At 61.4% G+C, this 20089-nt stretch carries 19 protein-coding genes; 13 read left to right on the forward strand and 6 right to left on the reverse strand.

Annotated elements, in window-relative coordinates:
- Positions 1-44: 44 nt before the first annotated feature.
- From NRB16_RS09625 to NRB16_RS09655, 7 genes are all read left to right on the forward strand, one after another.
- Positions 45-773, forward strand: a complete 729-nt coding sequence (locus NRB16_RS09625) for a response regulator (RefSeq protein ID WP_045482852.1) — start codon at positions 45-47, stop codon at positions 771-773.
- 49 nt (positions 774-822) lie between these two features.
- Positions 823-2223, forward strand: coding sequence for an ATP-binding protein (locus NRB16_RS09630; RefSeq protein WP_306456399.1), 1401 nt, complete (start codon positions 823-825; stop codon positions 2221-2223).
- Between the two features lie 141 nt (positions 2224-2364).
- Positions 2365-3657 (forward strand): ABC transporter substrate-binding protein, encoded by a 1293-nt coding sequence (locus NRB16_RS09635; RefSeq protein ID WP_045482846.1) that lies wholly within the window; start codon positions 2365-2367, stop codon positions 3655-3657.
- A gap of 154 nt (positions 3658-3811) precedes the next feature.
- Positions 3812-4720, forward strand: coding sequence for a carbohydrate ABC transporter permease (locus tag NRB16_RS09640; protein WP_045482843.1), 909 nt, complete (start codon positions 3812-3814; stop codon positions 4718-4720).
- Positions 4713-5558: a carbohydrate ABC transporter permease gene (locus NRB16_RS09645; RefSeq protein WP_045482841.1), complete on the forward strand. Its 846-nt coding sequence runs from the start codon at positions 4713-4715 to the stop codon at positions 5556-5558. The genes NRB16_RS09640 and NRB16_RS09645 overlap by 8 nt, the downstream gene beginning before the upstream one ends.
- Positions 5559-5567: 9 nt before the next feature.
- Positions 5568-6728: an ABC transporter ATP-binding protein gene (locus NRB16_RS09650; protein WP_045482838.1), complete on the forward strand. Its 1161-nt coding sequence runs from the start codon at positions 5568-5570 to the stop codon at positions 6726-6728.
- Positions 6729-6778: 50 nt separating this feature from the next.
- Positions 6779-8137: a carbohydrate porin gene (locus NRB16_RS09655; RefSeq protein WP_045482835.1), complete on the forward strand. Its 1359-nt coding sequence runs from the start codon at positions 6779-6781 to the stop codon at positions 8135-8137.
- A gap of 489 nt (positions 8138-8626) precedes the next feature.
- On the opposite strand, the gene NRB16_RS09660 is transcribed toward NRB16_RS09655, so the two are convergent.
- Positions 8627-9493: a MurR/RpiR family transcriptional regulator gene (locus NRB16_RS09660; protein ID WP_045482832.1), complete on the reverse strand. Its 867-nt coding sequence runs from the start codon at positions 9491-9493 to the stop codon at positions 8627-8629.
- 207 nt (positions 9494-9700) lie between these two features.
- Between NRB16_RS09660 and zwf the strand changes: the two genes are divergently transcribed.
- Genes zwf through NRB16_RS09675 form a run of 3 tightly spaced genes read left to right on the forward strand, consistent with a single transcriptional unit; the run spans position 9701 to position 12562 of the window.
- Positions 9701-11170, forward strand: coding sequence for a glucose-6-phosphate dehydrogenase (zwf, locus tag NRB16_RS09665; protein WP_045482829.1), 1470 nt, complete (start codon positions 9701-9703; stop codon positions 11168-11170).
- The gene (gene pgl / locus NRB16_RS09670) at positions 11157-11870 is read left to right on the forward strand and encodes a 6-phosphogluconolactonase (RefSeq protein WP_045482826.1); all 714 of its coding nucleotides are present in this window, start codon (positions 11157-11159) and stop codon (positions 11868-11870) included. Before zwf ends, pgl begins: the two co-directional genes overlap by 14 nt.
- A 17-nt stretch (positions 11871-11887) precedes the next feature.
- A complete protein-coding gene (locus NRB16_RS09675; RefSeq protein ID WP_144403185.1) occupies positions 11888-12562 on the forward strand; it encodes a bifunctional 4-hydroxy-2-oxoglutarate aldolase/2-dehydro-3-deoxy-phosphogluconate aldolase in 675 nt (224 codons plus the stop codon).
- A gap of 72 nt (positions 12563-12634) precedes the next feature.
- Here NRB16_RS09675 and NRB16_RS09680 read toward each other — a convergent pair whose 3' ends face one another.
- Both NRB16_RS09680 and NRB16_RS09685 read right to left on the reverse strand, forming a co-directional pair.
- Entirely contained in the window at positions 12635-12877 is a 243-nt protein-coding gene (locus tag NRB16_RS09680; RefSeq protein ID WP_045482823.1) for a DUF3820 family protein, read from the reverse strand.
- Positions 12878-12921: 44 nt separating this feature from the next.
- A complete protein-coding gene (locus NRB16_RS09685; RefSeq protein WP_045482821.1) occupies positions 12922-13371 on the reverse strand; it encodes a helix-turn-helix domain-containing protein in 450 nt (149 codons plus the stop codon).
- 112 nt (positions 13372-13483) lie between these two features.
- Between NRB16_RS09685 and NRB16_RS09690 the strand changes: the two genes are divergently transcribed.
- The 3 genes from NRB16_RS09690 (at position 13484) to NRB16_RS09700 (ending at position 16359) form a co-directional block, all read left to right on the forward strand.
- A complete protein-coding gene (locus NRB16_RS09690; protein WP_257106037.1) occupies positions 13484-14722 on the forward strand; it encodes an MFS transporter in 1239 nt (412 codons plus the stop codon).
- Positions 14723-14780: 58 nt separating this feature from the next.
- Positions 14781-15674 (forward strand): EamA family transporter, encoded by an 894-nt coding sequence (locus NRB16_RS09695; protein ID WP_257106038.1) that lies wholly within the window; start codon positions 14781-14783, stop codon positions 15672-15674.
- Between the two features lie 211 nt (positions 15675-15885).
- Positions 15886-16359 (forward strand): PA2169 family four-helix-bundle protein, encoded by a 474-nt coding sequence (locus tag NRB16_RS09700; protein ID WP_045482812.1) that lies wholly within the window; start codon positions 15886-15888, stop codon positions 16357-16359.
- Positions 16360-16405: 46 nt separating this feature from the next.
- Here the strand turns inward: NRB16_RS09700 and NRB16_RS09705 are convergent, their stop codons facing one another.
- From NRB16_RS09705 to NRB16_RS09715, 3 genes are all read right to left on the reverse strand, one after another.
- Positions 16406-17914 (reverse strand): diguanylate cyclase, encoded by a 1509-nt coding sequence (locus NRB16_RS09705; protein ID WP_257106039.1) that lies wholly within the window; start codon positions 17912-17914, stop codon positions 16406-16408.
- Positions 17915-18053: 139 nt separating this feature from the next.
- On the reverse strand, positions 18054-19421 hold the full coding sequence (locus NRB16_RS09710) for a heavy metal sensor histidine kinase (RefSeq protein ID WP_257106040.1): 1368 nt from the start codon (positions 19419-19421) through the stop codon (positions 18054-18056).
- Positions 19411-20088, reverse strand: coding sequence for a heavy metal response regulator transcription factor (locus NRB16_RS09715; RefSeq protein WP_257106041.1), 678 nt, complete (start codon positions 20086-20088; stop codon positions 19411-19413). The genes NRB16_RS09710 and NRB16_RS09715 overlap by 11 nt, the downstream gene beginning before the upstream one ends.
- Between the last annotated feature and the right edge of the window lies 1 nt (position 20089).

Genomic DNA, 20089 nt, shown 5'->3' on the forward strand with positions numbered 1-20089 from the left:
CCGCTGTCCATACAATAACAATTCACTGAACAAGGACGACCTTCTTGAGTTCAGCCCATAAAACCCTGCTGCTGGTCGATGACGACCAGGAGATTCGCGAACTGCTCGAAACCTACCTGAGCCGGGCCGGTTTTCAGGTCCGCGCCACCGCGGACGGTGCCCGGTTTCGTCAGGCGTTCAACGAAGCCCCCGCCGACCTGTTGATCCTCGACGTCATGCTGCCCGACGAAGACGGCTTCAGCCTGTGCCGCTGGGCGCGTCAGCATCCGCGCCAGCCGCATGTGCCGATCATCATGCTCACCGCCAGTTCCGACGAGGCTGATCGGGTCATCGGCCTGGAACTGGGGGCCGACGATTATCTGGGCAAGCCGTTCAGCCCACGCGAGTTGCTGGCCAGAATCAAAGCCCTGCTGCGCCGCTCCGGGTTTGGCCAGGAGCGTGGCGGGGAAGTGCTGCTGTTCGATGAGTGGCGCCTGGACATGGTCAGCCACCGGCTGTTTCATGCCGATGGTGAAGAGGTGATTCTTTCCGGGGCCGATTTCGCCCTGCTCAAGCTGTTTCTCGATCATCCACAGCAGATCCTCGACCGCGACACCATCGGCAATGCCACCCGAGGCCGTGAACCGATGCCGCTGGAGCGCATCGTTGACATGGCGGTCAGCCGCCTGCGCCAGCGTTTGCGTGACACCGGCAAAGCGCCGCGGCTGATTCGTACCGTGCGCGGCAGCGGTTATCTGCTGGCCGCGACCGTGCAGTCGGGAGTGGCTCATTAACGGCGCACGCCAGCGCTGGCTGGCGCTGCCACGCACGTTGCTCGGGCGCATGCTGCTATTGACCCTGTTGGCGGTGCTGCTGGGCCAGTCGCTGTCGGGGATCATCTGGGTGGCTCAATTGCGCGCCACCCAGATGGAAGGTTTGCTCAACAGTGCGCGCAGCCTGGCTTATTCGATGGCTGCCAGCGTCAGTTATTTTCGCTCGCTGCCGGTCAGCTACCGGCCGCTGGTGCTCGACCAACTGCGCAGCATGGGCGGTACGCGCTTTGTGGTGTCGCTCAACGAGCATCCGCTGGACATGCAACTGCTGCCGGCCACACCGCGTAAAGATGCGGTATTGAGCGCGGTGGGCGAGGTGCTGCGCAGTTCGTTGGGCGACGGGCCGAAGATCGTCGCCTGGTTCGTCAGCCCTGATGAGCTGCGGCTGTTCAACAGCGGCCTGAAACTCGACGAACTGCCGCGCTCCTGGGCGCATTACGCATTGACTCTGGAGCCGGTCAATCCGCCGGTGCTGGTCACCCAGATCGAACTGGCGCCCGGCGAATGGCTGTACATCGCGTCATTGCTGCCCGCACCTTACACCTTTCTGGAAGAACCAGACCTGCCGGCCCAGCAGGTCTGGTCGATCGCCTTGACCAGCGCGTTCCTGCTGCTGTTCATCGGCCTGCTGGTGCACTGGCAGAGCCGGCCGCTCAAGCGCCTGGCCAGGGTGGCACGGGACCTGTCACTGGACGGTGATGCCTCTCCGCTGATCGAGGGCGGCAGCAGCGAGGTGCAGGAGGTCAGCCGCGCCTTCAACACCATGCGCACCCGCATCAGCCGCTACCTGACCGAGCGCGGCCAGTTGTTCGGCGCGATTTCTCATGACCTGCGCACACCGATTACCCGTTTGCGGCTGCGCGTCGAACTGCTTGATGACCCGGCCTTGCAGGCGCGCTTCGAGCGCGATCTGGACGAGCTGGAATTGCTGGTCAAAGGCGCACTGCAGTGCGTCAAGGACACCGACATTCACGAAAACATCGAACCGGTGGACCTCAATAACCTGCTCGATTGCCTGGTGGAGCCCTATCTGTCAGCTGAAGGGGACGCGCGCATCACCCTGCACGGCGTGGCTCAGGCTTCGTACATGGGCAAGCCGCTGGCGCTGCGGCGCTGCATCGGCAACCTGATCGACAACGCACTCAAGTACGGCTACCGCGCCCACTTGCATATCGAAGACCGCCGCGAGGTATTCGTGCTGCACGTTGATGACGAGGGGCCGGGCGTTCCCGAGCAGCGCCTGGAACAGGTGTTCGAGCCTAACGTGCGGCTGGCTTCGAACCAGCAAGGCTACGGCCTGGGGCTGGGCATTGCGCGCAATATCGCCCATAGCCACGGTGGCGAGGTGAGCCTGCAGAACCTTCGCGAGGGCGGCTTGCGGGTAACCCTGGAACTGCCGCGCTTGCCCTGATGCCACTGCATTGCCACTAAATGTCACTAACCTGTGACTATTCCCTATCCCTTCGTTACCAAGCGGTCTTTCGATATGGCTAGACTGCTTTCAAGCGCAGGCAACCGACCTGCCCCAAATAACAACAAGAAGGCCGAATCAATGAATGCTCTGTCCCAGCTTGCCGCTGCCATTTCTCTTGCCACGTTGCTTCCTTTCACTGCCCAGGCTGCCGAGTCCAAAGGCTCGGTAGAAGTCGTCCATTGGTGGACCTCCGGTGGCGAAAAAGCCGCTGTCGATGTCCTCAAGGCTCAGGTCGAGAAAGACGGTTTCACCTGGAAAGACGGCGCCGTAGCCGGTGGTGGCGGGGCGACGGCGATGACCGTGCTCAAGAGCCGCACCGTGGCCGGTAATCCGCCGGGCGTGGCGCAGATCAAGGGGCCGGACATTCAGGACTGGGGTTCGATGGGCCTGCTGAGCACCGACACCCTCAAAGATGTCGCCAAGCAAGAGAAATGGGACGAGTTGCTCGACAAGAAAGTCTCTGACGCGGTCAAGTACGACGGTGAGTACGTCGCCGTGCCGGTGAACATTCACCGCGTCAACTGGTTGTGGGTCAACCCGCAGGTGCTGGAGAAGGCCGGCGTGGCCAAGGCGCCGACCACCCTCGAAGAGTTCTACGCCGCCGCTGACAAACTCAAGGCGGCCGGTTTCATTGCCCTGGCCCATGGTGGCCAGCCGTGGCAGGACAGCACGGTGTTCGAGAACCTGGTGCTCTCGGTCATGGGCCCTCAGGGCTACGAGCAAGCGTTCGTCAAACTGGACGATAAAGCGCTGACCGGTCCTGAAATGGTCAAGTCGTTCACGGAATTGAAGAAAGTCGCCACCTACATGGACCCCAACCGCGCCGGGCGTGACTGGAACATTGCCGCCGCCGATGTGATCAACGGCAAGGCCGGCATGCAGATCATGGGCGACTGGGCCAAGAGCGAATGGACGGCTGCAAAGAAAGTTGCCGGCAAGGACTACCAGTGCGTGCCGTTCCCGGGCACCGAGAAGGCGTTCACGTACAACGTCGACTCGCTGGCGATCTTCAAGCTCAACGCCGATCGTACGGGTGATATCGCTGCCCAGCAGGACCTGGCCAAAGTCGCGTTGGGTGAAGAGTTCCAGAAGGTCTTCAGCATCAACAAGGGCTCGATCCCGGTGCGCAAGGATATGCTCGCCAGCATGGACAAACATGGCTTCGACAGCTGCGCCCAGGCCTCGGCCAGGGACTTCCTGGCAGACGGTGGCAATGGCGGCCTGCAGCCAAGCATGGCGCACAACATGGCCACCTCGCTGGCTGTGCAGGGCGCGATTTTCGATGTGGTGACCAACTACATCAACGACCCTAACGCTGACCCGGCCCAGGCGGCCAAGCGGCTGGCCTCGGCGATCAAGGCAGCCCGCTAGCAGCCGTAGCGTTATTCGCTGCTGAAGCAGCTCCTACGGCAGCTCCTACGGCAGCGCCTACGGATATCACCTTAACCGTTGTGTGTGTCGACGGGACTCTTTGCGGGTCTCGCGACCGCCTGCGGCCTGAATTCGACCCGACTGGATGACTTCAATGACTTCTGTCGCTGTGTTCAACAAAGCCTCGCCGCTCGATGCGCTGCAACGCTGGCTGCCCAAACTGGTGTTGGCGCCCAGCATGCTCATCGTGCTGGTGGGCTTCTACGGCTACATTCTCTGGACCCTGGTGCTGTCGTTTACCAACTCCACCTTTCTGCCGTCCTACAAGTGGGCCGGGCTGGCTCAGTATGCGCGGTTGATGGATAACGACCGCTGGTGGGTGGCGAGCAAGAACCTGCTGTTGTTCGGCGGGTTGTTCATCGGCATCAGCTTGGTGGTCGGGGTGATTCTTGCGGTGTTGCTCGACCAGCGGATTCGCCGCGAAGGCGCGATCCGCACCATTTACCTGTACCCGATGGCGCTGTCGATGATTGTCACCGGCACCGCCTGGAAATGGCTGCTCAATCCCGGCCTGGGCCTGGACAAGCTGCTGCGTGACTGGGGCTGGGAAGGCTTTCGCCTCGACTGGCTGGTGGACCCGGAGCGGGTGGTGTACTGCCTGGTGATTGCCGCCGTGTGGCAGTCCTCCGGCTTTGTCATGGCATTGTTTCTCGCCGGCCTGCGCAGTGTCGACCAGTCGATCATCCGCGCCGCGCAAATGGATGGCGCCAGCCTGCCGCTGATTTACTGGCGGGTGGTGCTGCCCAGCCTGCGCCCGGTGTTTTTCAGTGCGGTGATGATCCTCGCCCATATCGCGATCAAGAGCTTTGACCTGGTGGCGGCGATGACCGCCGGTGGGCCGGGCTACTCCTCTGATCTGCCGGCAATGTTCATGTATGCCTTTACGTTCAGCCGCGGACAGATGGGCATGGGCTCGGCCAGCGCGATGCTGATGCTCGGCGCGATCCTCGCCATTCTGGTGCCGTACCTGTACTCGGAACTGCGGAGCAAACGCCATGAGTAACACGATCGGCTCCAATGGAACCACCGTCAGCCGTTTGCTGATCCACGCGGTTTTGTGGCTGGCCTGCCTGGTGTATCTGGTGCCGCTGGTGGTCATGCTGCTGACCAGCTTCAAGACCCCTGAAGACATCGGCAGCGGCAACCTGCTCAGTTGGCCGGCGGTGGTCACGGTGATTGGCTGGGTCAAGGCCTGGAACATCGTCGATGGCTATTTCTGGAACTCGATACGCATCACCATTCCGGCGGTGATCATCTCGACGGCCATCGGCGCGCTGAACGGTTACGTGCTGTCGATGTGGCGCTTTCGCGGCTCGCAGCTGTTTTTCGGCTTGCTGCTGTTCGGCTGCTTCCTGCCGTTTCAGACCGTGCTGCTGCCAGCGTCCTTCACCCTCGGCAAGATGGGCCTGGCCAGCACCACCACAGGCCTGGTGTTTGTTCATGTGGTCTATGGCCTGGCCTTTACGACGCTGTTCTTTCGCAACTTCTACGTGACCATTCCCGAGGCGCTGGTGCGTGCGGCACGGCTCGATGGGGCGGGGTTCTTCACCATCTTCTGGCGCATCGTCCTGCCGATGTCGACGCCGATCATCATGGTCTGCCTGATCTGGCAGTTCACCCAGATCTGGAACGACTTCCTGTTTGGCGTGGTGTTCTCCAGCGGTGACTCGCAGCCGATCACCGTGGCCCTGAACAACCTGGTCAACACCAGTACCGGGGTCAAGGAATACAACGTGGACATGGCCGCGGCGATGATCGCCGGGCTGCCGACACTGCTGGTCTACATCCTGGCCGGCAAATATTTCCTGCGCGGGCTGACCGCCGGCGCGGTCAAGGGCTAGGGATCAATCATGGCAACTCTCGAACTGCAAAACGTCAACAAACGCTACGGCAGCGGCCTGCCAGACACGCTGAAAAACATCGAACTGAAAATCAAGGACGGTGAGTTCCTGATCCTGGTCGGCCCGTCCGGTTGTGGCAAATCGACCCTGATGAACTGCATTGCCGGCCTTGAAGACATCAGCGGCGGGGCGATTCTCATTGATGGCGAAGACGTCAGCCAGACCAGCCCCAAGGACCGTGACATCGCCATGGTGTTTCAGTCCTACGCGCTGTACCCGACCATGAGCGTGCGCGAGAACATCGAGTTCGGCCTGAAAATTCGCAAGCTGGCCAAGCCGGCCATTGATGAGGAGGTCAGCCGGGTGGCGCGCCTGCTGCAGATCGAACATCTGCTTGAGCGCAAGCCGGCACAGCTTTCCGGCGGCCAGCAACAGCGTGTGGCGATGGGCCGGGCATTGGCGCGGCGGCCGAAGATCTACCTGTTCGACGAGCCGTTGTCCAACCTCGACGCCAAGCTGCGGGTCGAGATGCGTACCGAAATGAAACTGATGCACCAGCGCCTGAAGACCACCACGGTGTACGTCACCCATGACCAGATCGAGGCCATGACCCTCGGTGACAAGGTGGCGGTGATGAAGGACGGCATCGTCCAGCAGTTCGGTACACCACGGGAGATCTACAACGACCCGGCCAACCAGTTTGTCGCCAGCTTCATCGGCTCGCCGCCGATGAACTTCATCCCGCTGCGTCTGCAACGCCGTGACGCACGCTTGCTGGCGCTGCTCGACAGCGGTCAGGCGCGCTGCGAGCTGCCGCTGGGTTGCAACGACGCGGGGCTGGAAGACCGTGAAGTGATTCTTGGCGTACGCCCGGAGCAGATCAGCCTGGCTGCTGGCGATGGCCAGGGATTACCGACGATTCGCGCCGAGGTGCAGGTGGTGGAGCCTACCGGCCCTGACACCCTGGTGTTCGTCAACCTCAACCAGACCAAGGTCTGCTGCCGTCTGGCGCCGGATCAGGCACCGCAGGTCGGCGAGACCCTGACCCTGCAACTGGACCCTACCCGCGTGCTGCTGTTCGACGCCGCCAGCGGTGAGCGTCTGGGCGTTCTCGGGCGTGCCGAGGGCGCAGGCCGGCAGGGCAATGTGACCTTGCTCAATCGCAAGTGAGTGGACGCTGTAAAGCTGAAAGCCAATAACAATAATTGAGGACTCATGGGATGAACAAGCACGATGCGCCATCGTATTCACGGCTGAAAAGCCTCTGCCAACTATCGATACTGGGCAGCCTGGCCCTGGCCGGTGGTGTGCAGGCGGCTGAAGCGTTCAGCGCCGATTCACCGTGGATGACCGGTGACTGGGGCGGGGCGCGCACCGAATTGCTCGACAAGGGCTATGACTTTTCGCTGGAGTACGTCAGCGAGGCGGCCAGCAATCTCAATGGCGGCTACAACGACGACACTACAGCGCGCTGGAGCGATCAGTTCGCCTTCGGCCTGAAAGTCGATTTGCAGAAAGCATTCGGCTGGCAAGGCGCCGAGTTCAAGCTGGCGATCACTGAGCGTAGCGGCCGTAATATTTCCAATGACCGGATCGGCGACCCGCGGGCTGGCACCCTCAGTTCATCCCAGGAAGTCTGGGGCCGTGGCCAGACCTGGCGTCTGACCCAGATGTGGCTCAAGCAGAAATTCATGGATGACGCGCTGGTGGTCAAGCTCGGCCGTTTCGGGCCGGGCGAGGAATTCGCTTCGGCGCCGTGTGACTTCCAGAACCTGAGCTTCTGCGGCGCGCAGCCAGCCAACTACGTCAACACCTGGTACAACTGGCCGGTCAGCCAGTGGGGCGCAGCGCTGAAGTACAACATCACCCCAGAGTTCTTTGCGCAGATCGGTGTGTTCGAGCAAAACCCTTCGAACCTGGAGATTGGCAACGGCTTCAAGCTCAGCGGCAGCGGCTCGCAGGGCACCCTGGTGCCGGTGGAAGTGGTCTGGAGTCCGAAGGTCAACGGCTTGCCCGGCGAGTACCGGCTGGGCTACTACCACAGCAGCCCGGACGCCGACGATGTCTATGAAGGCGCCAACGGCCTGCCGCAGCCGGTGTCGGGCGGCGCGTTCAAATCCCATGGCAGCAAGCACGGTGGCTGGGTCATGGCGACCCAGCAACTGACCGCCCACAACGGTGATGCCTCACGCGGCTTGACCCTGTTTGCCGCCGCGACGGTGCATGACAAGGCCACCAACTACATTGATAACTTCCAGCAGATCGGCCTGCTCTACAAAGGCCCGTTCGACAGTCGGCCCAAGGATGACATCGGCATTGGTATCTCGCGCATCCACGTCAACGACGATGCCCAGGACCGTCGTCGGCTGGTCAACCTGATCAACGGCATCAACGACTACGACAACCCGGCGTTCCTGCCGGTGCAGGACACCGAGTACAACTCGGAGATTTATTACGGCTTCCACGTCACCAACTGGCTGACCGTACGGCCCAACCTGCAGTACATCCGCCATCCCGGTGGCGTGGACAAGGTTGACGATGCGCTGGTGGCCGGTCTGAAGATCCAGACCAAGTTCTGATAGCGGCTGTGTGTGCTTTGCGGGCAGCCTGGCTGCCCGTTTTTTTGGGCGTTGTACAAATATACAAATCGCAGGAGGTCAGCCGCCGCCTTGGCGGCGGGCTATCGCGTTGCAAATATGAAGTGGCACGGATCGAGCTCTGTAATGAATCACTTTTGACGGTTCGAACGGTGTACATCCGCCGCAGCGGTGGTGGGTTTTAGTCACCTTTGTGCTCAAGTGATCTGTGCTCGGCTTTAGATCGTTGCCGTTGATTTCGCTTTTGATCTTCGAGCCGAGATGGCGCAGACGACGCGAGTCGCGACTTGGGTGCAGGCCGGACGGAGGGAAGTCCGCCCGCTGGGCGGACCCAAGCCAGGAGCAAGCGGTTTTCCCCCATTTTGCCAAGCAAAATGGGGTCGCCCAGCAGGGCGAAACCTGCAGCTCAGACACCGTGGAAAAGGATTTTCCATTGCTCGAAAGAGCGATGCGGGCCGCACCTGACCTTGCTTAGCCCTGATCTTCCAGCGGGTAGCGGCTGTCGTTGAGGCTTTCCTTGATCTTGCGCAGGTGCGGCTGGAAGTCCACGCCGCGGCGCAGGGTCATGCCGGTGGCCAGTACGTCCAGCACGGTCAACTGAATGATCCGCGAGGTCATCGGCATGTAGATATCGGTGTCTTCCGGCAACGGAATGTGCAGGCTGACCGAACTGGCCTGGGCCAGTGGCGAACCGGCGGCGGTCAGGCCGAGCACCGAGGCGCCATTCTCGCGGGCCAGACGTGCGACTTCGACCAGGTCGCGGGTGCGTCCGGTGTAGGAAATGATCACGAACAGATCACCGGTGTGCGCCACCGAGGCGAGCATGCGCTGCATCAGTACGTCGGCGTGAGCACTGACCGCCAGGTTGAAGCGAAAGAACTTGTGCTGGGCATCCATGGCTACCGGTGCCGAGGCGCCCAGGCCAAAGAAGTGGATCTGCCGGGCCTGGATCAGCATGTCCACGGCGCGGCTGATCTGCGCCGGGTCCAGAGCCTGGCAGGCGCTGTCCAGCGAGGCAATGGCACTGCCGAAGATTTTTTGTGTGTAGGCCTCGGGGTTGTCGTCCGGCTCCACGGCACGGCTGACGTAGGCGGCGCCACTGGCCAGGCTCTGGGCCAGTTGCAGCTTGAGTTCCGGGTAACCGCTGACGCTGAACGAGCGGCAGAAGCGGTTGACGGTCGGTTCACTGACCTTGGCCGCCTGGGCCAGGGCTGCGATGCTCAAACGGGTGGCCATCTGCGGGTTGAGCAGGATGACTTCGGCCACCTTGCGTTCGGCTTTATTCAGCTCCGGGAGTCGGTTCTGGATCTGCTCCAGGAGATTTCGTGTGCGGTCCATGACGGCATCCTGATCGGGGGCTGTTCGACAGACGTTCGCCTGGCGGCTTTAGCCTGTAGCAAAGGTGGCCTATCGTACTGAGAGGCCGAGTGAATCACCACCGGTATAAAGCTTTGGATAAAATGTTGTAGTTATTACTACATTTGGCCTTGAGGAATACCTTTAAAAAAGGTATTTGTAGTCTAACTTGATAAAAGAACTAACATTATGCCCCTGATTACGGTTGATCCGTGCACTTTCGCCCTGTTCGGCGCTCTCGGCGATCTGGCTGTGCGCAAACTGTTTCCGGCTCTTTATCAGCTCGATCGTGCAGGTTTGCTGCATGACGATACGCGCATTATCGCTCTGGCCCGCGAGCCGGGCGACGAGGCCTCGCACCTGGCCTATATCCACCAGTCGATGCGCCGCTTCATTCCCGAGACGGAGCTTGAGTCCGAACACGTCACCCGCTTTCTGGCGCGGCTCAGCTATCTGCACCTGGATTTCCTGCTGCCGGAGGGCTATCTGGCCCTGGCCGAGCGGGTCGGCAATGCCGATTCGCTGATTGCCTACTTCGCCACGCCCGCCTCGGTGTACGGCGCGATTTGCGAGAACCTCGCGGCGGCAGGCCTTGCCGAGCGCACCCGGGCGGTGCTGGAGAAACCCATCGGCCACGATCTGGCGTCTTCGCGACGGGTCAACGATGCGGTGGCGAAGTTTTTCCCCGAGAACCGGGTTTATCGCATCGACCACTATCTGGGCAAGGACACGGTACAGAACCTCATTGCCCTGCGCTTCGCCAACAGCCTGTTCGAAACCCAGTGGAACCAGAACCATATCTCCCACGTGGAAATCACCGTGGCCGAGAAGGTCGGCATCGAAGGCCGCTGGGGCTATTTCGATCAGGCGGGGCAACTGCGTGACATGATCCAGAACCACCTGCTGCAGTTGCTGTGCCTGATCGCCATGGACCCGCCCAGCGACCTGTCGGCCGACAGTATTCGCGACGAGAAGGTCAAGGTGCTCAAGGCCCTGGCGCCGTTCACCCCGGAGCGTCTGGCTACTCAGGTGGTGCGCGGTCAGTACACTGCCGGCTACAGCGAAGGCAAGCCGGTGCCGGGCTATCTGGAGGAAGACAACTCCAACACCGAAAGCGACACCGAGACCTTCGTTGCCCTGCGCGCCGATATCCGCAACTGGCGCTGGTCGGGGACGCCGTTTTACCTGCGCACCGGCAAGCGCATGCCGCAGAAGCTGTCGCAGATCGTGATCCACTTCAAGGAGCCGCCGCACTATATCTTTGCCCCGGAACAGCGCCTGCAGATCAGCAACCGGCTGATCATCCGCCTGCAGCCTGACGAGGGTATCTCGCTGCAGGTGATGACCAAGGATCAGGGCCTGGACAAGGGTATGCAGTTGCGCAGTGGCCCGCTGAATCTGAACTTCTCTGACACTTACCGCAGTGCCCGGGTGCCTGACGCCTATGAGCGGCTGTTGCTGGAAGTGATGCGCGGCAACCAGAACCTGTTTGTGCGCAAGGATGAAATCGAATACGCCTGGCAGTGGTGCGATCAACTGATCGCCGGCTGGAAAAAAGCCGGTGATGCGCCCAAACCGTACGCCGCCGGGTCCTGGGGGCCGATGAGTTCCATCGCCCTGATCACACGTGACGGGAGAGCCTGGTATGGCGACATGTGATTTGCAATTGCCGGCGGGCCTGAAGGCCCATGACTTCGATAATGCGGCGCAACTGGCCGAGGCGCTGGCCAGCGATGTGGCCGAGCACTTGCGCGCCGCCATTGCGCAGAACGGCAAGGCCACTCTGGTGGTGTCCGGTGGCCGTAGCCCGGTGGCTTTTTTCGAGCGTCTGGCGGCCGAGCCGCTGGACTGGTCGCAGGTGGTGGTCAGCCTGGCTGATGAGCGCTGGGTACCGGTGGAGCACCCGGACAGTAATGCGGCGCTGGTACGCCGTCATTTGCTGCAAGGCCCGGCCGCTGCGGCAAAGTTGCTTGGCCTGTATAGCCTGGCGCCGAGCCTGGAGGCCGCCGCCGAGCAGGCTGACCGGTTGCTGGCCGAGCTGCCGCCGATCGATGTGCTGGTGCTGGGGATGGGCGATGACGGGCATACCGCCTCGCTGTTCCCGTCCAGCCCGAACCTGCGCGAAGCCCTGAGTCTTGGTGGTGAGCGCCGCTGCCTGGCGATGCTGGCGCCCAGCGTGCCGCATCAGCGGCTGACCATGACCCGTGAGTTGCTGGCCTCAGCCAGCGTGAAGATTCTGTCGATTGCAGGCCAGGCCAAGCTCGACACCCTGCGCACCGCTGTGCAAGGCGATGACGTGACGGCTTTGCCGATCCGCGCCTTTCTCAACCCGTCTCTTGAAATTTACTGGTGCCCCTAAGCCAAGGAAACATCGCCGTGACCCAAGACCAAAATAATCAGCCACTCAACAGCATGGCGAACAAGACAGCCCGGATCGATGAGCTCTGCGCCCGGGCCAAAATTCTTCCGGTGATCACCATCGCCCGCGAGCAGGACGTGTTGCCGCTGGCCGACGCGCTGGCTGCCGGTGGCCTGAGCGTGCTGGAAGTCACTCTGCGTTCGGCGTTCGGCCTGGATGCGATCCGCCTGTTGCGCGAGCAGCGCCCGGAGCTTTGCACCGGTGCCGGGACCATCCTCGACCGTCGTACCCTGGCTGACGCTGAAGCGGCGGGCGCGCAGTTCATTGTGACGCCGGGCAGCACCCATGAGCTGTTGCAGGCTTCGGCCGCAAGCGAAGTGCCGCTGTTGCCCGGCATCAGCAGCGCCTCTGACATCATGCTCGGCTACGCCCTGGGTTACCGGCGCTTCAAGCTGTTCCCGGCGGAGGTCAGCGGGGGAGTGGCGGCGCTCAAGGCGCTGGGCGGCCCCTTCAACGAAGCGCGGTTCTGCCCGACCGGCGGGGTCAATGCGCAGAACCTTAAAAACTACATCGCCCAGCCCAACGTCATGTGTGTCGGCGGTAGCTGGATGATCGACAACGCCTGGGTCAAGAACGGCGACTGGGGCCGTATTCAGGAAGCCACCGCTGAGGCCGTAGCGCTGTTCGGCTGAGCGGCAGCAGGCTGGCGGCAAACCAAAAATCCGGTGCCTGTGCACCGGATTTTTTCTGCGTGCTTTTCGTGCTCAGTTCCGGCCGGATTTGAAGCCCTGGCGGGGCCGGGTGCGCAGCGGGTCGAGCAACGCACCCAGGCCGTTGTGGTCAATCTCGTGCATCAATGCCAACAGGGCGCCCAGCTCACCCTTGGGAAAGCCTTCGCGGGCGAACCAGTTCAGGTAATGGCCGGGCAGGTCAGCCAGCAAGCGGCCCTGGTACTTGCCAAAGGGCATTTCACGGGTGACCAGCAGTTTCAATGATTCGGGATTCATGGCTTATCGGTTCTGAAGAGGGGAAGGACCGGGGCTGACCTGAGTCAGCGCGTCACCCGGCGGCGATGACAGTCGTGTGGCTTGAGCAGCTTGCCCTGCACCGAACGCACCTGCAGGCTGAGTACGGGTTGCTCGTGCTCGTTATCGAGCAACACCGAATGCGTCTCGCCAGGTTCGAACAAATGCTGCTCACCCCATTGGCGCAGGCATACCACAATCGCAAAAGTCGAGCGGCCCCGCTCGGTCAGCACGTACTCATGGTAGGCGCTGCCATCGGAGGCCGGGCAGATTTCGAAGATGCCCAACTCCACCAGCACTTTCAAACGTGCGGCAAGAATATTCTTCGCCAGACCAAGACTCTTCTGAAAGTCGCCGAAACGCCGGATATCGTCGAAGGCATCGCGAATGATCAGCAGCGTCCAGCGCTCGCCGATGGCTTCCAGTGTGCGTGCCACAGGACATTCGCTGCTTGCCAGCGCTATATGCCTAGCCATTGGATTACCTTTCAGAGGTTAAAAAAAACTGGTTGCAGATTAAAACCTGAATTGTTACAACTCAATCATCTGGTTTTAAATTGAAACTGCTTGTTTTGTCAGGGATGACCCCATGAGTTGCAGCAGCCATTGCGAGCAAGCCACTGCACCGTCAGTCATAAACGAGCCATTGCAGCTCTCCCGTTCACTGAGCCTGATCTTATCGATCACCTGCGCGCTGGCGGTGGCGAATGTGTATTTTGCCCAGCCCTTGCTCGATAGCATGGCGCAGAGCCTGAATGTTGCGCCCGGCAGCATTGGTATTGTGGTCACAGCCACGCAGATCGGTTACGCGGCCGGACTGCTACTGATCGTGCCGCTGGGCGACTTGCTCGATCGCAAGGCGTTGATCATCACGCAAATGCTGTTTTCAGTCGCGGCTCTGCTGGCAGTGGGCATGGCAGGGCAATGGTCGGTGCTGCTTGGCGCGATGGTGCTGGTCGGCTTGATGGCGGTGGTGGTGCAGGTGCTGGTGGCGTGCGCCGCCAGCCTGGCCATCCCGGTGCAACGCGGCCAGGCGGTGGGGACGGTGACCGGCGCCATTGTGCTGGGCATCCTGCTGGCCCGCTTCGCCTCTGGTCTGATCGCCGATCTGGCCGGTTGGCGGGCTGTGTATTACGTGTCTGCCGGTCTGATGCTGAGCATGGCGCTGGTGTTGTACAAGAACATCCCTGCGCTTGACCTGCCACGCGCTGACAGTTCCTACAAAGCCTTGTTGATCTCGGTCGGCAAACTGTTCGTCAGTGAGCCGGTGTTGCGCGTTCGTGGCGTATTTGCCTTGCTGATCTTCGCGGCGTTCAGCGTGTTATGGACCTCGATGGTGTTACCCCTGAGTGCCCCGCCGTGGTCGCTGTCCCACACCCAGATCGGCTTGTTCGGCCTGGCAGGTCTGGCCGGTGCACTGGCCGCCGGCAGAGCGGGGCGCTGGGCTGACCAAGGCTTGGGGCAACGCACCACGGGTGTAGCACTTGCGCTGCTGGTGCTTTCCTGGTTGCCCATCGCCTGGGCCGAAACCTCGTTACTGGCGCTGGTGCTGGGTGTGGTGATGCTCGATTTTGCCGTGCAGGCGGTGCATGTCACCAATCAGAGCCTGATCCTCGCCGCCCGGCCGGACGCGCAAAGCCGTCTGGTGGGCGCCTACATGTGTTTTTACTCGGTTGGCAGCGCGCTGGGGGCAGTGGCGGCGACCCAGATGTATGCGCTGGGGGGCTGGTCAGCGGTGTGCCTGTTGGGTGCCGCAGTCAGTACCGCCGCCTGGCTGTTCTGGGCATGGATACGCTTTAGCGAGCTGCGCCTGGCGCCCTCGGGCTAGCCCTGTACATCACTCTGCATTTGTCTGCACCCTCACTCAATTACGCGTCAAGGCGTTTATGAAACTTCACCACTTGCTGCTGGCCATCCTGATCACTGCTATCTGGGGCTTCAACTTTTCGGTCATCAAACTGGGCCTGCACAGCGTCGATCCGCTGATGCTCGCCGCCATTCGTTTCGCACTCTGCGCACTGCCGGCCATCCTGTTCATCCCCAGGCCGAATGTGCCTTGGCGCTACATTGCAGGTTACGGGCTGGTGTTCGGCATCGGCCTGTGGGGGGTGGTGAATCTGGGGATCAAGTCCGGGCTGTCGGCCGGTATCGCTTCACTGGTGCTGCAGTTCAGTGCCTTCTTCACGATCTTGCTGGGCGGCTGGGTGTTCAAGGAAAAGATCACACGCTTTCAATTGGCCGGTATCGTCATCGCGCTGGGTGGCTTGTCGAGCATCATCTTCATTGCCGATGGTTCGGTCAGCGTGACCGGACTGGCGCTGGTGCTGTTCGGTGCCTTGGCCTGGAGTGTGGCCAACATCATCATCAAGAAGGCCAAAACGACTCAAGTGTTTGCCTTTCTGGTCTGGTCCAGCGCCTTTGCGCCGCTCCCGCTGTTGCTGCTCGATTACGGGGTCAATGGCACGCAGGGTTATGGCGTACTGGTCGCGCAAATGGATTGGCGTGCCGTGTCGTCGATCCTGTTTCAGGTGTACCCCAATACCTTGTTTGCCTACTGGGTCTGGAACTCGCTGCTCAGGCAATACCCGGTTTCGACGGTGGCGCCGCTGTCACTGTTGGTGCCGATCTTCGGCATGCTTGGTTCGGCACTGATCTTTAACGAGCGCCTTTCGGCAATCAAGGTGGTTGCCGTGCTGCTTATAGTCTGCGGTCTGGCTGTGGGCTTGTATGGCGAGCGGATCAGGCAGGCATTGAGCAAGCGCTTGACGCGCACGGCCTGATCACTGTTCGGCATGGCTGATAGCCAGACTTGCAGTCTGCATGCTGGCAAAAAGCAACTTCATGCAGAACGCAACGCATGGTTTTTCAGGTTTTTTGTTAAGTGGTTGAAATTAAACATAAAAATTGAATCGAAAAAGCTGGCACAGGCCATGCAACTCTCCAGGCAGCCACACCCAATTTGGTATCAACTGCCTAGGAAGGATGAGTGAAATGACTGACATCAACAAAGAATCGATCAACCTGCTCAACGACCTGATCGAAACCAGCAAAGATGGCCAGAAGGGCTTTGAGACCAGTGCTGAAGACATCAAGAACCCTGCCATCAAGCAGTTCTTCCAGACCCGTGCCAGCGATTGCGCCAGCGCCGTAACTGAGTTGCAAGCCGAGGTTCGCGCCTTGGGCGGCGACCCGGAGACTTCTTCGAGCGTCAGCGGCACGCTGCACCGCGCCTGGGTAGACCTCAAGTCACTGGTTACCGGCAAGAGTGATGAAGCGATCCTCAATGAGGTTGAGCGCGGTGAGGATGTAGCGCTCAAGGCTTACAAAGACGCTCGTCAGAAAGCGGTTGAAAAGTCCCTGCCAGCTAACGTCACCGGCCTGATCGACCGTCAGTTGCAAGGTGCTCAGGCCAACCACGACAAGGTTAAGGCGCTGCGCGATCAAGTGCGCGCTGCCAATCATTAAGGGCACGTTTGACCGGCAAGGATGCCATCACGCCAACCGCCAGCGGCTAAACCGCCCTGGCGGTTGGCGTTTGTGCGTAATCAATAAATTCCACCCGGTTACGGCCGTGATGCTTGGCGTTGTACAGCGCCTTGTCAGCGCTGTCGATGAACGCGCTCAGGTCGTCATGCTTGCTGACGCTTGCCGTGGTCACACCAATACTCACGGTAATCGCCTGCTGATCATGCTCGACGGCAGGCAGGGTCATGATGGCCTGGCGAATGGTCTCGGCCATGGCCAGCGCCCCTTGACGCTCGGTATTGGGCAGTATCAGCAGAAACTCTTCGCCACCATAACGCGCGGCAAAATCACCGGCGCGCCGTGCGTTGCCGGCGATGCACTGGGCGACCTGACGCAATGCCTTGTCGCCGCCCAGGTGCCCGTGGCGTTCATTGAAGCGGCGAAAGTGGTCTACATCGATCATCAGTAGCGACAGCGGATCACCGCAGCGCTGTGCGCGGCTCCACTCGCTGGCCAGGGTCAGGTCGAGCTGGCGACGGTTCGGCAGGCCGGTCAGGGCATCGGTGGCAGCCAGCCCGGCCAGTATGTTTTCCGCCCGCTGGCGGCGGCGCAGTTCGCGGCGCAGCAGGACGGTCAGCCACAGGATCCCCAGGCACAGCACGCCGGTGGCGCTGCCGACCAGCAAGGCATTGCGCTGCCAGGCGGCATAGACGGCCGATTCCGGCTGGCTGATGACCACCACCAGTGGCAGGCCCCTGACCCTGGAAAAGGTATACAGGTGCCGATGCCGGTGCTCTACCGACATGCCCACGAAACTGCCTTCAGGCAGCTCGAGAATGTGCTGGTAGTTGGCGTTGCCGGCCATCACGGCGCCGGTCAGGTCTTCATCGTCCTCGACCGGCTCACGGACCAGCAGTACACCTTGGGTATTCATCAGGCTCAGGCTGCTGTCCGGCCCCAGCGACTGGCTGCGGAACAACGGCTTGAAGTAAGCCAGGCGCATGGCCGCGGCGGCCACCCCGAGAAACTCACCGTTGGGCCCCGACAAGCGGCGACTGAAGCTGATGCACCAGTCCTTGAAGCCCCAGCTGGCCTTGAACGGCTGGCTGATGTACAGCCCGGTCAGGTTGCTGTCGCGGTGATGTTGAAAGAACGGGCGGTCGGCGAAGTTCTCCTCGCGCCTGGCGCTTGGCAACGAGTCGGCAAGTACATCGCCGTTCTGGTCGAGCAGTAACAGGTCACCTTTATAGGGCGCTGCTGCGGCACGATCAAACAGTACCTGATGGCGCAGGTCGTCGGGTAACTGGCGCAGGCGCTCATGCTGCCAGGCACTGATCATCCCGTTGATCGAGGCGTCGTAGAGTTCGGCGCTGCGCACCACATCGGCTTCGATCAGCCGCACGATATTGGACGCCGCCCGGGTGGCGCTGAGCAGCGCGTCGTTGCGCTCGCGCATCAGCAACGAGGCGACGATGCCTAGAATGGCGATCAGTGACAGCAGGCTGCCACAGATCAACAGAAGCTCGGAGCGTATCCAGCCAGCAGGTACGTTCATTGCAGCCACTCGACTCAAGGGGCGGCGGCGATCCGTTCATGCCGCAGACTCTGGAACTGATTTTTATCGGTATATCAGGTTTTCGGCAGGACGCCGCCGATCAATAGACCAATCACCCGCCGTTTTTCGCACGTACCGTTCAGCGGTTCGGCAGACTGACACCAAAGGTGTTGATTCCGTCGCGGCTGGTCACGAACACCGTGCCGCCGTGCATCAGTGCGATGGCCTTGACGATGGCCAGGCCCAGACCGTGGTTGGCGCCGCTGTTACTGCGTGAGGCATCGACCCGATAGAAGCGCTCGAACAGCATCGGCAGATGCTCGTCGGCAATCGCCGGCCCCGGATTGCTGACACCGATGTGAACCTGTTGCTCAAGCCGCTCGATAGCGACGCGGATAGTCTGCCCGGCGCTGGTGTGCTGTACGGCGTTATGCAGCAGGTTGATCAGTGCGCGGCGCAACTGGGCCTTCTCGATCGGGACGCTGGCATCGCCGTGCACCTGGACCGCAACCTGCGCGTCCTCAAGGATGAAGTCCAAATACTCCAGGGTTGTCGCCACTTCCTCGGCCAGCGACACGCGGGTCAGTTCACTGGCCTTGCCGCCCTGGTCAGCGCTGGCCAGAAACAGCATGTCATTGATGATCGAGCGCAGCCGTTCCAGCTCTTCGAGGTTCGATTGCAGGACCTCGAAGTAATGCTCGGCCGAGCGGCCACGGGTCAGTGCCACTTGGGTCTGGCCGATCAGGTTGGTCAGTGGCGAGCGCAGTTCGTGGGCCACATCGGCGTTGAACGACTCCAGCCGTGAGTAAGCCTGTTCGACCCGACCCAGCGTCGCGTTGAAGGCGTTGACGAACTGCTCCAGTTCCGGCGGCAGTGGTGACAGTTGCAGGCGTGCCGACAGGTGCGGTGGCGACAGCTTGTGGGCTTCCAGCGACAGGCTGGTCAGCGGCCGCAGGCCGACGCGCGCGACCCAGTAGCCCAGTAGCGAGGCGAGCAGAATGCCGATCACCGCCAGGCTGACCAGCGCGACCACCAAGGAGTGCTGGGTCTGCCAGAAGGTCTGGGTGTCGATGGCGGTGAGAAAGCGCAGGGCCGGGCGCTGGTCTTTGGCGGGAAACTCGCTGACCAGCACCTTGTACGGGAAACGCTGGCCGGGCAGCAGTAAATCACGCATGCCCAGCGGCCCGCGAGCGAAGCGGCGAATTTGCGGGTCGGGGTTGCCATACTCGTAGTCTGGATGATCGCTGACCACCCAGAAGCGGATACGCTTATCCTCCTCGCTGAGCAGGTTGAGCTTGTTGCCGAGCTTGCTCCAGTGCTGCAAGTCACCGAAGCGATTGACTGTCGATTCGAGCACGCTATAGCGTGCATCGACTTCTGCCTCGGGCAACAGGTCCAGGTGCTTGTCGACCTGCAGGTACAGCGCCCAGCCGATCAGGGTGAAGACACCGAAGGCCACCAGCGCGAACAGGCTGCCCAGGCGCAGGGCAATGGAGTCAGTCCGCACGGCGATCTTCCAGCACATAGCCCATGCCGCGGATGGTGTGCAGCAGTTTATGTTCATGGGGGCCGTCGAGCTTGGCCCGCAGACGCTTGATGGCCACCTCGACGACATTGGTGTCGCTGTCGAAGTTGATGTCCCAGACCTGCTCGGCGATGGAGGTCTTGGACAGGATCTCGCCGTGGCGGCGCGCCAGCACGCTGAGCAGGGCAAACTCTTTGGCGGTCAAGTCCAGGCGCACGCCGGCACGGCTGGCCTTGCGGCTGAGCAGATCGATGCGCAGGTCATCAATGCTGATCTGCACCGGCTCCTGGGTGCTGCTGCGACGGGTCAGGGCTTGCAGGCGGGCGACCAGTTCAAGGAACGAAAACGGCTTGCCCAGATAGTCATCGGCGCCTTCGCGCAGGCCCCGAATCCGGTCGTCGACCTGCTCGCGGGCGGTGAGCATGATCACCGGGGTCTGTTTACGCGCACGCAAGGCGCGCAGCACACCGAAGCCATCCAGGCCCGGCAGCATGACGTCGAGGATGATCACCGCGTAGTCGTGCTCCAGACCCAGGTGCAGACCTTCGATGCCATCGGCGGCCAGATCCACGCTATAGCCCTGTTCGCTCAGGCCGCGATGCAGGTAGTCAGCGGTTTTCTGTTCGTCTTCGATAATCAGCACGCGCATG

The sequence above is a fragment of the Pseudomonas sp. LJDD11 genome (assembly GCF_024584215.1).
Classification (GTDB): Bacteria; Pseudomonadota; Gammaproteobacteria; order Pseudomonadales; family Pseudomonadaceae; genus Aquipseudomonas.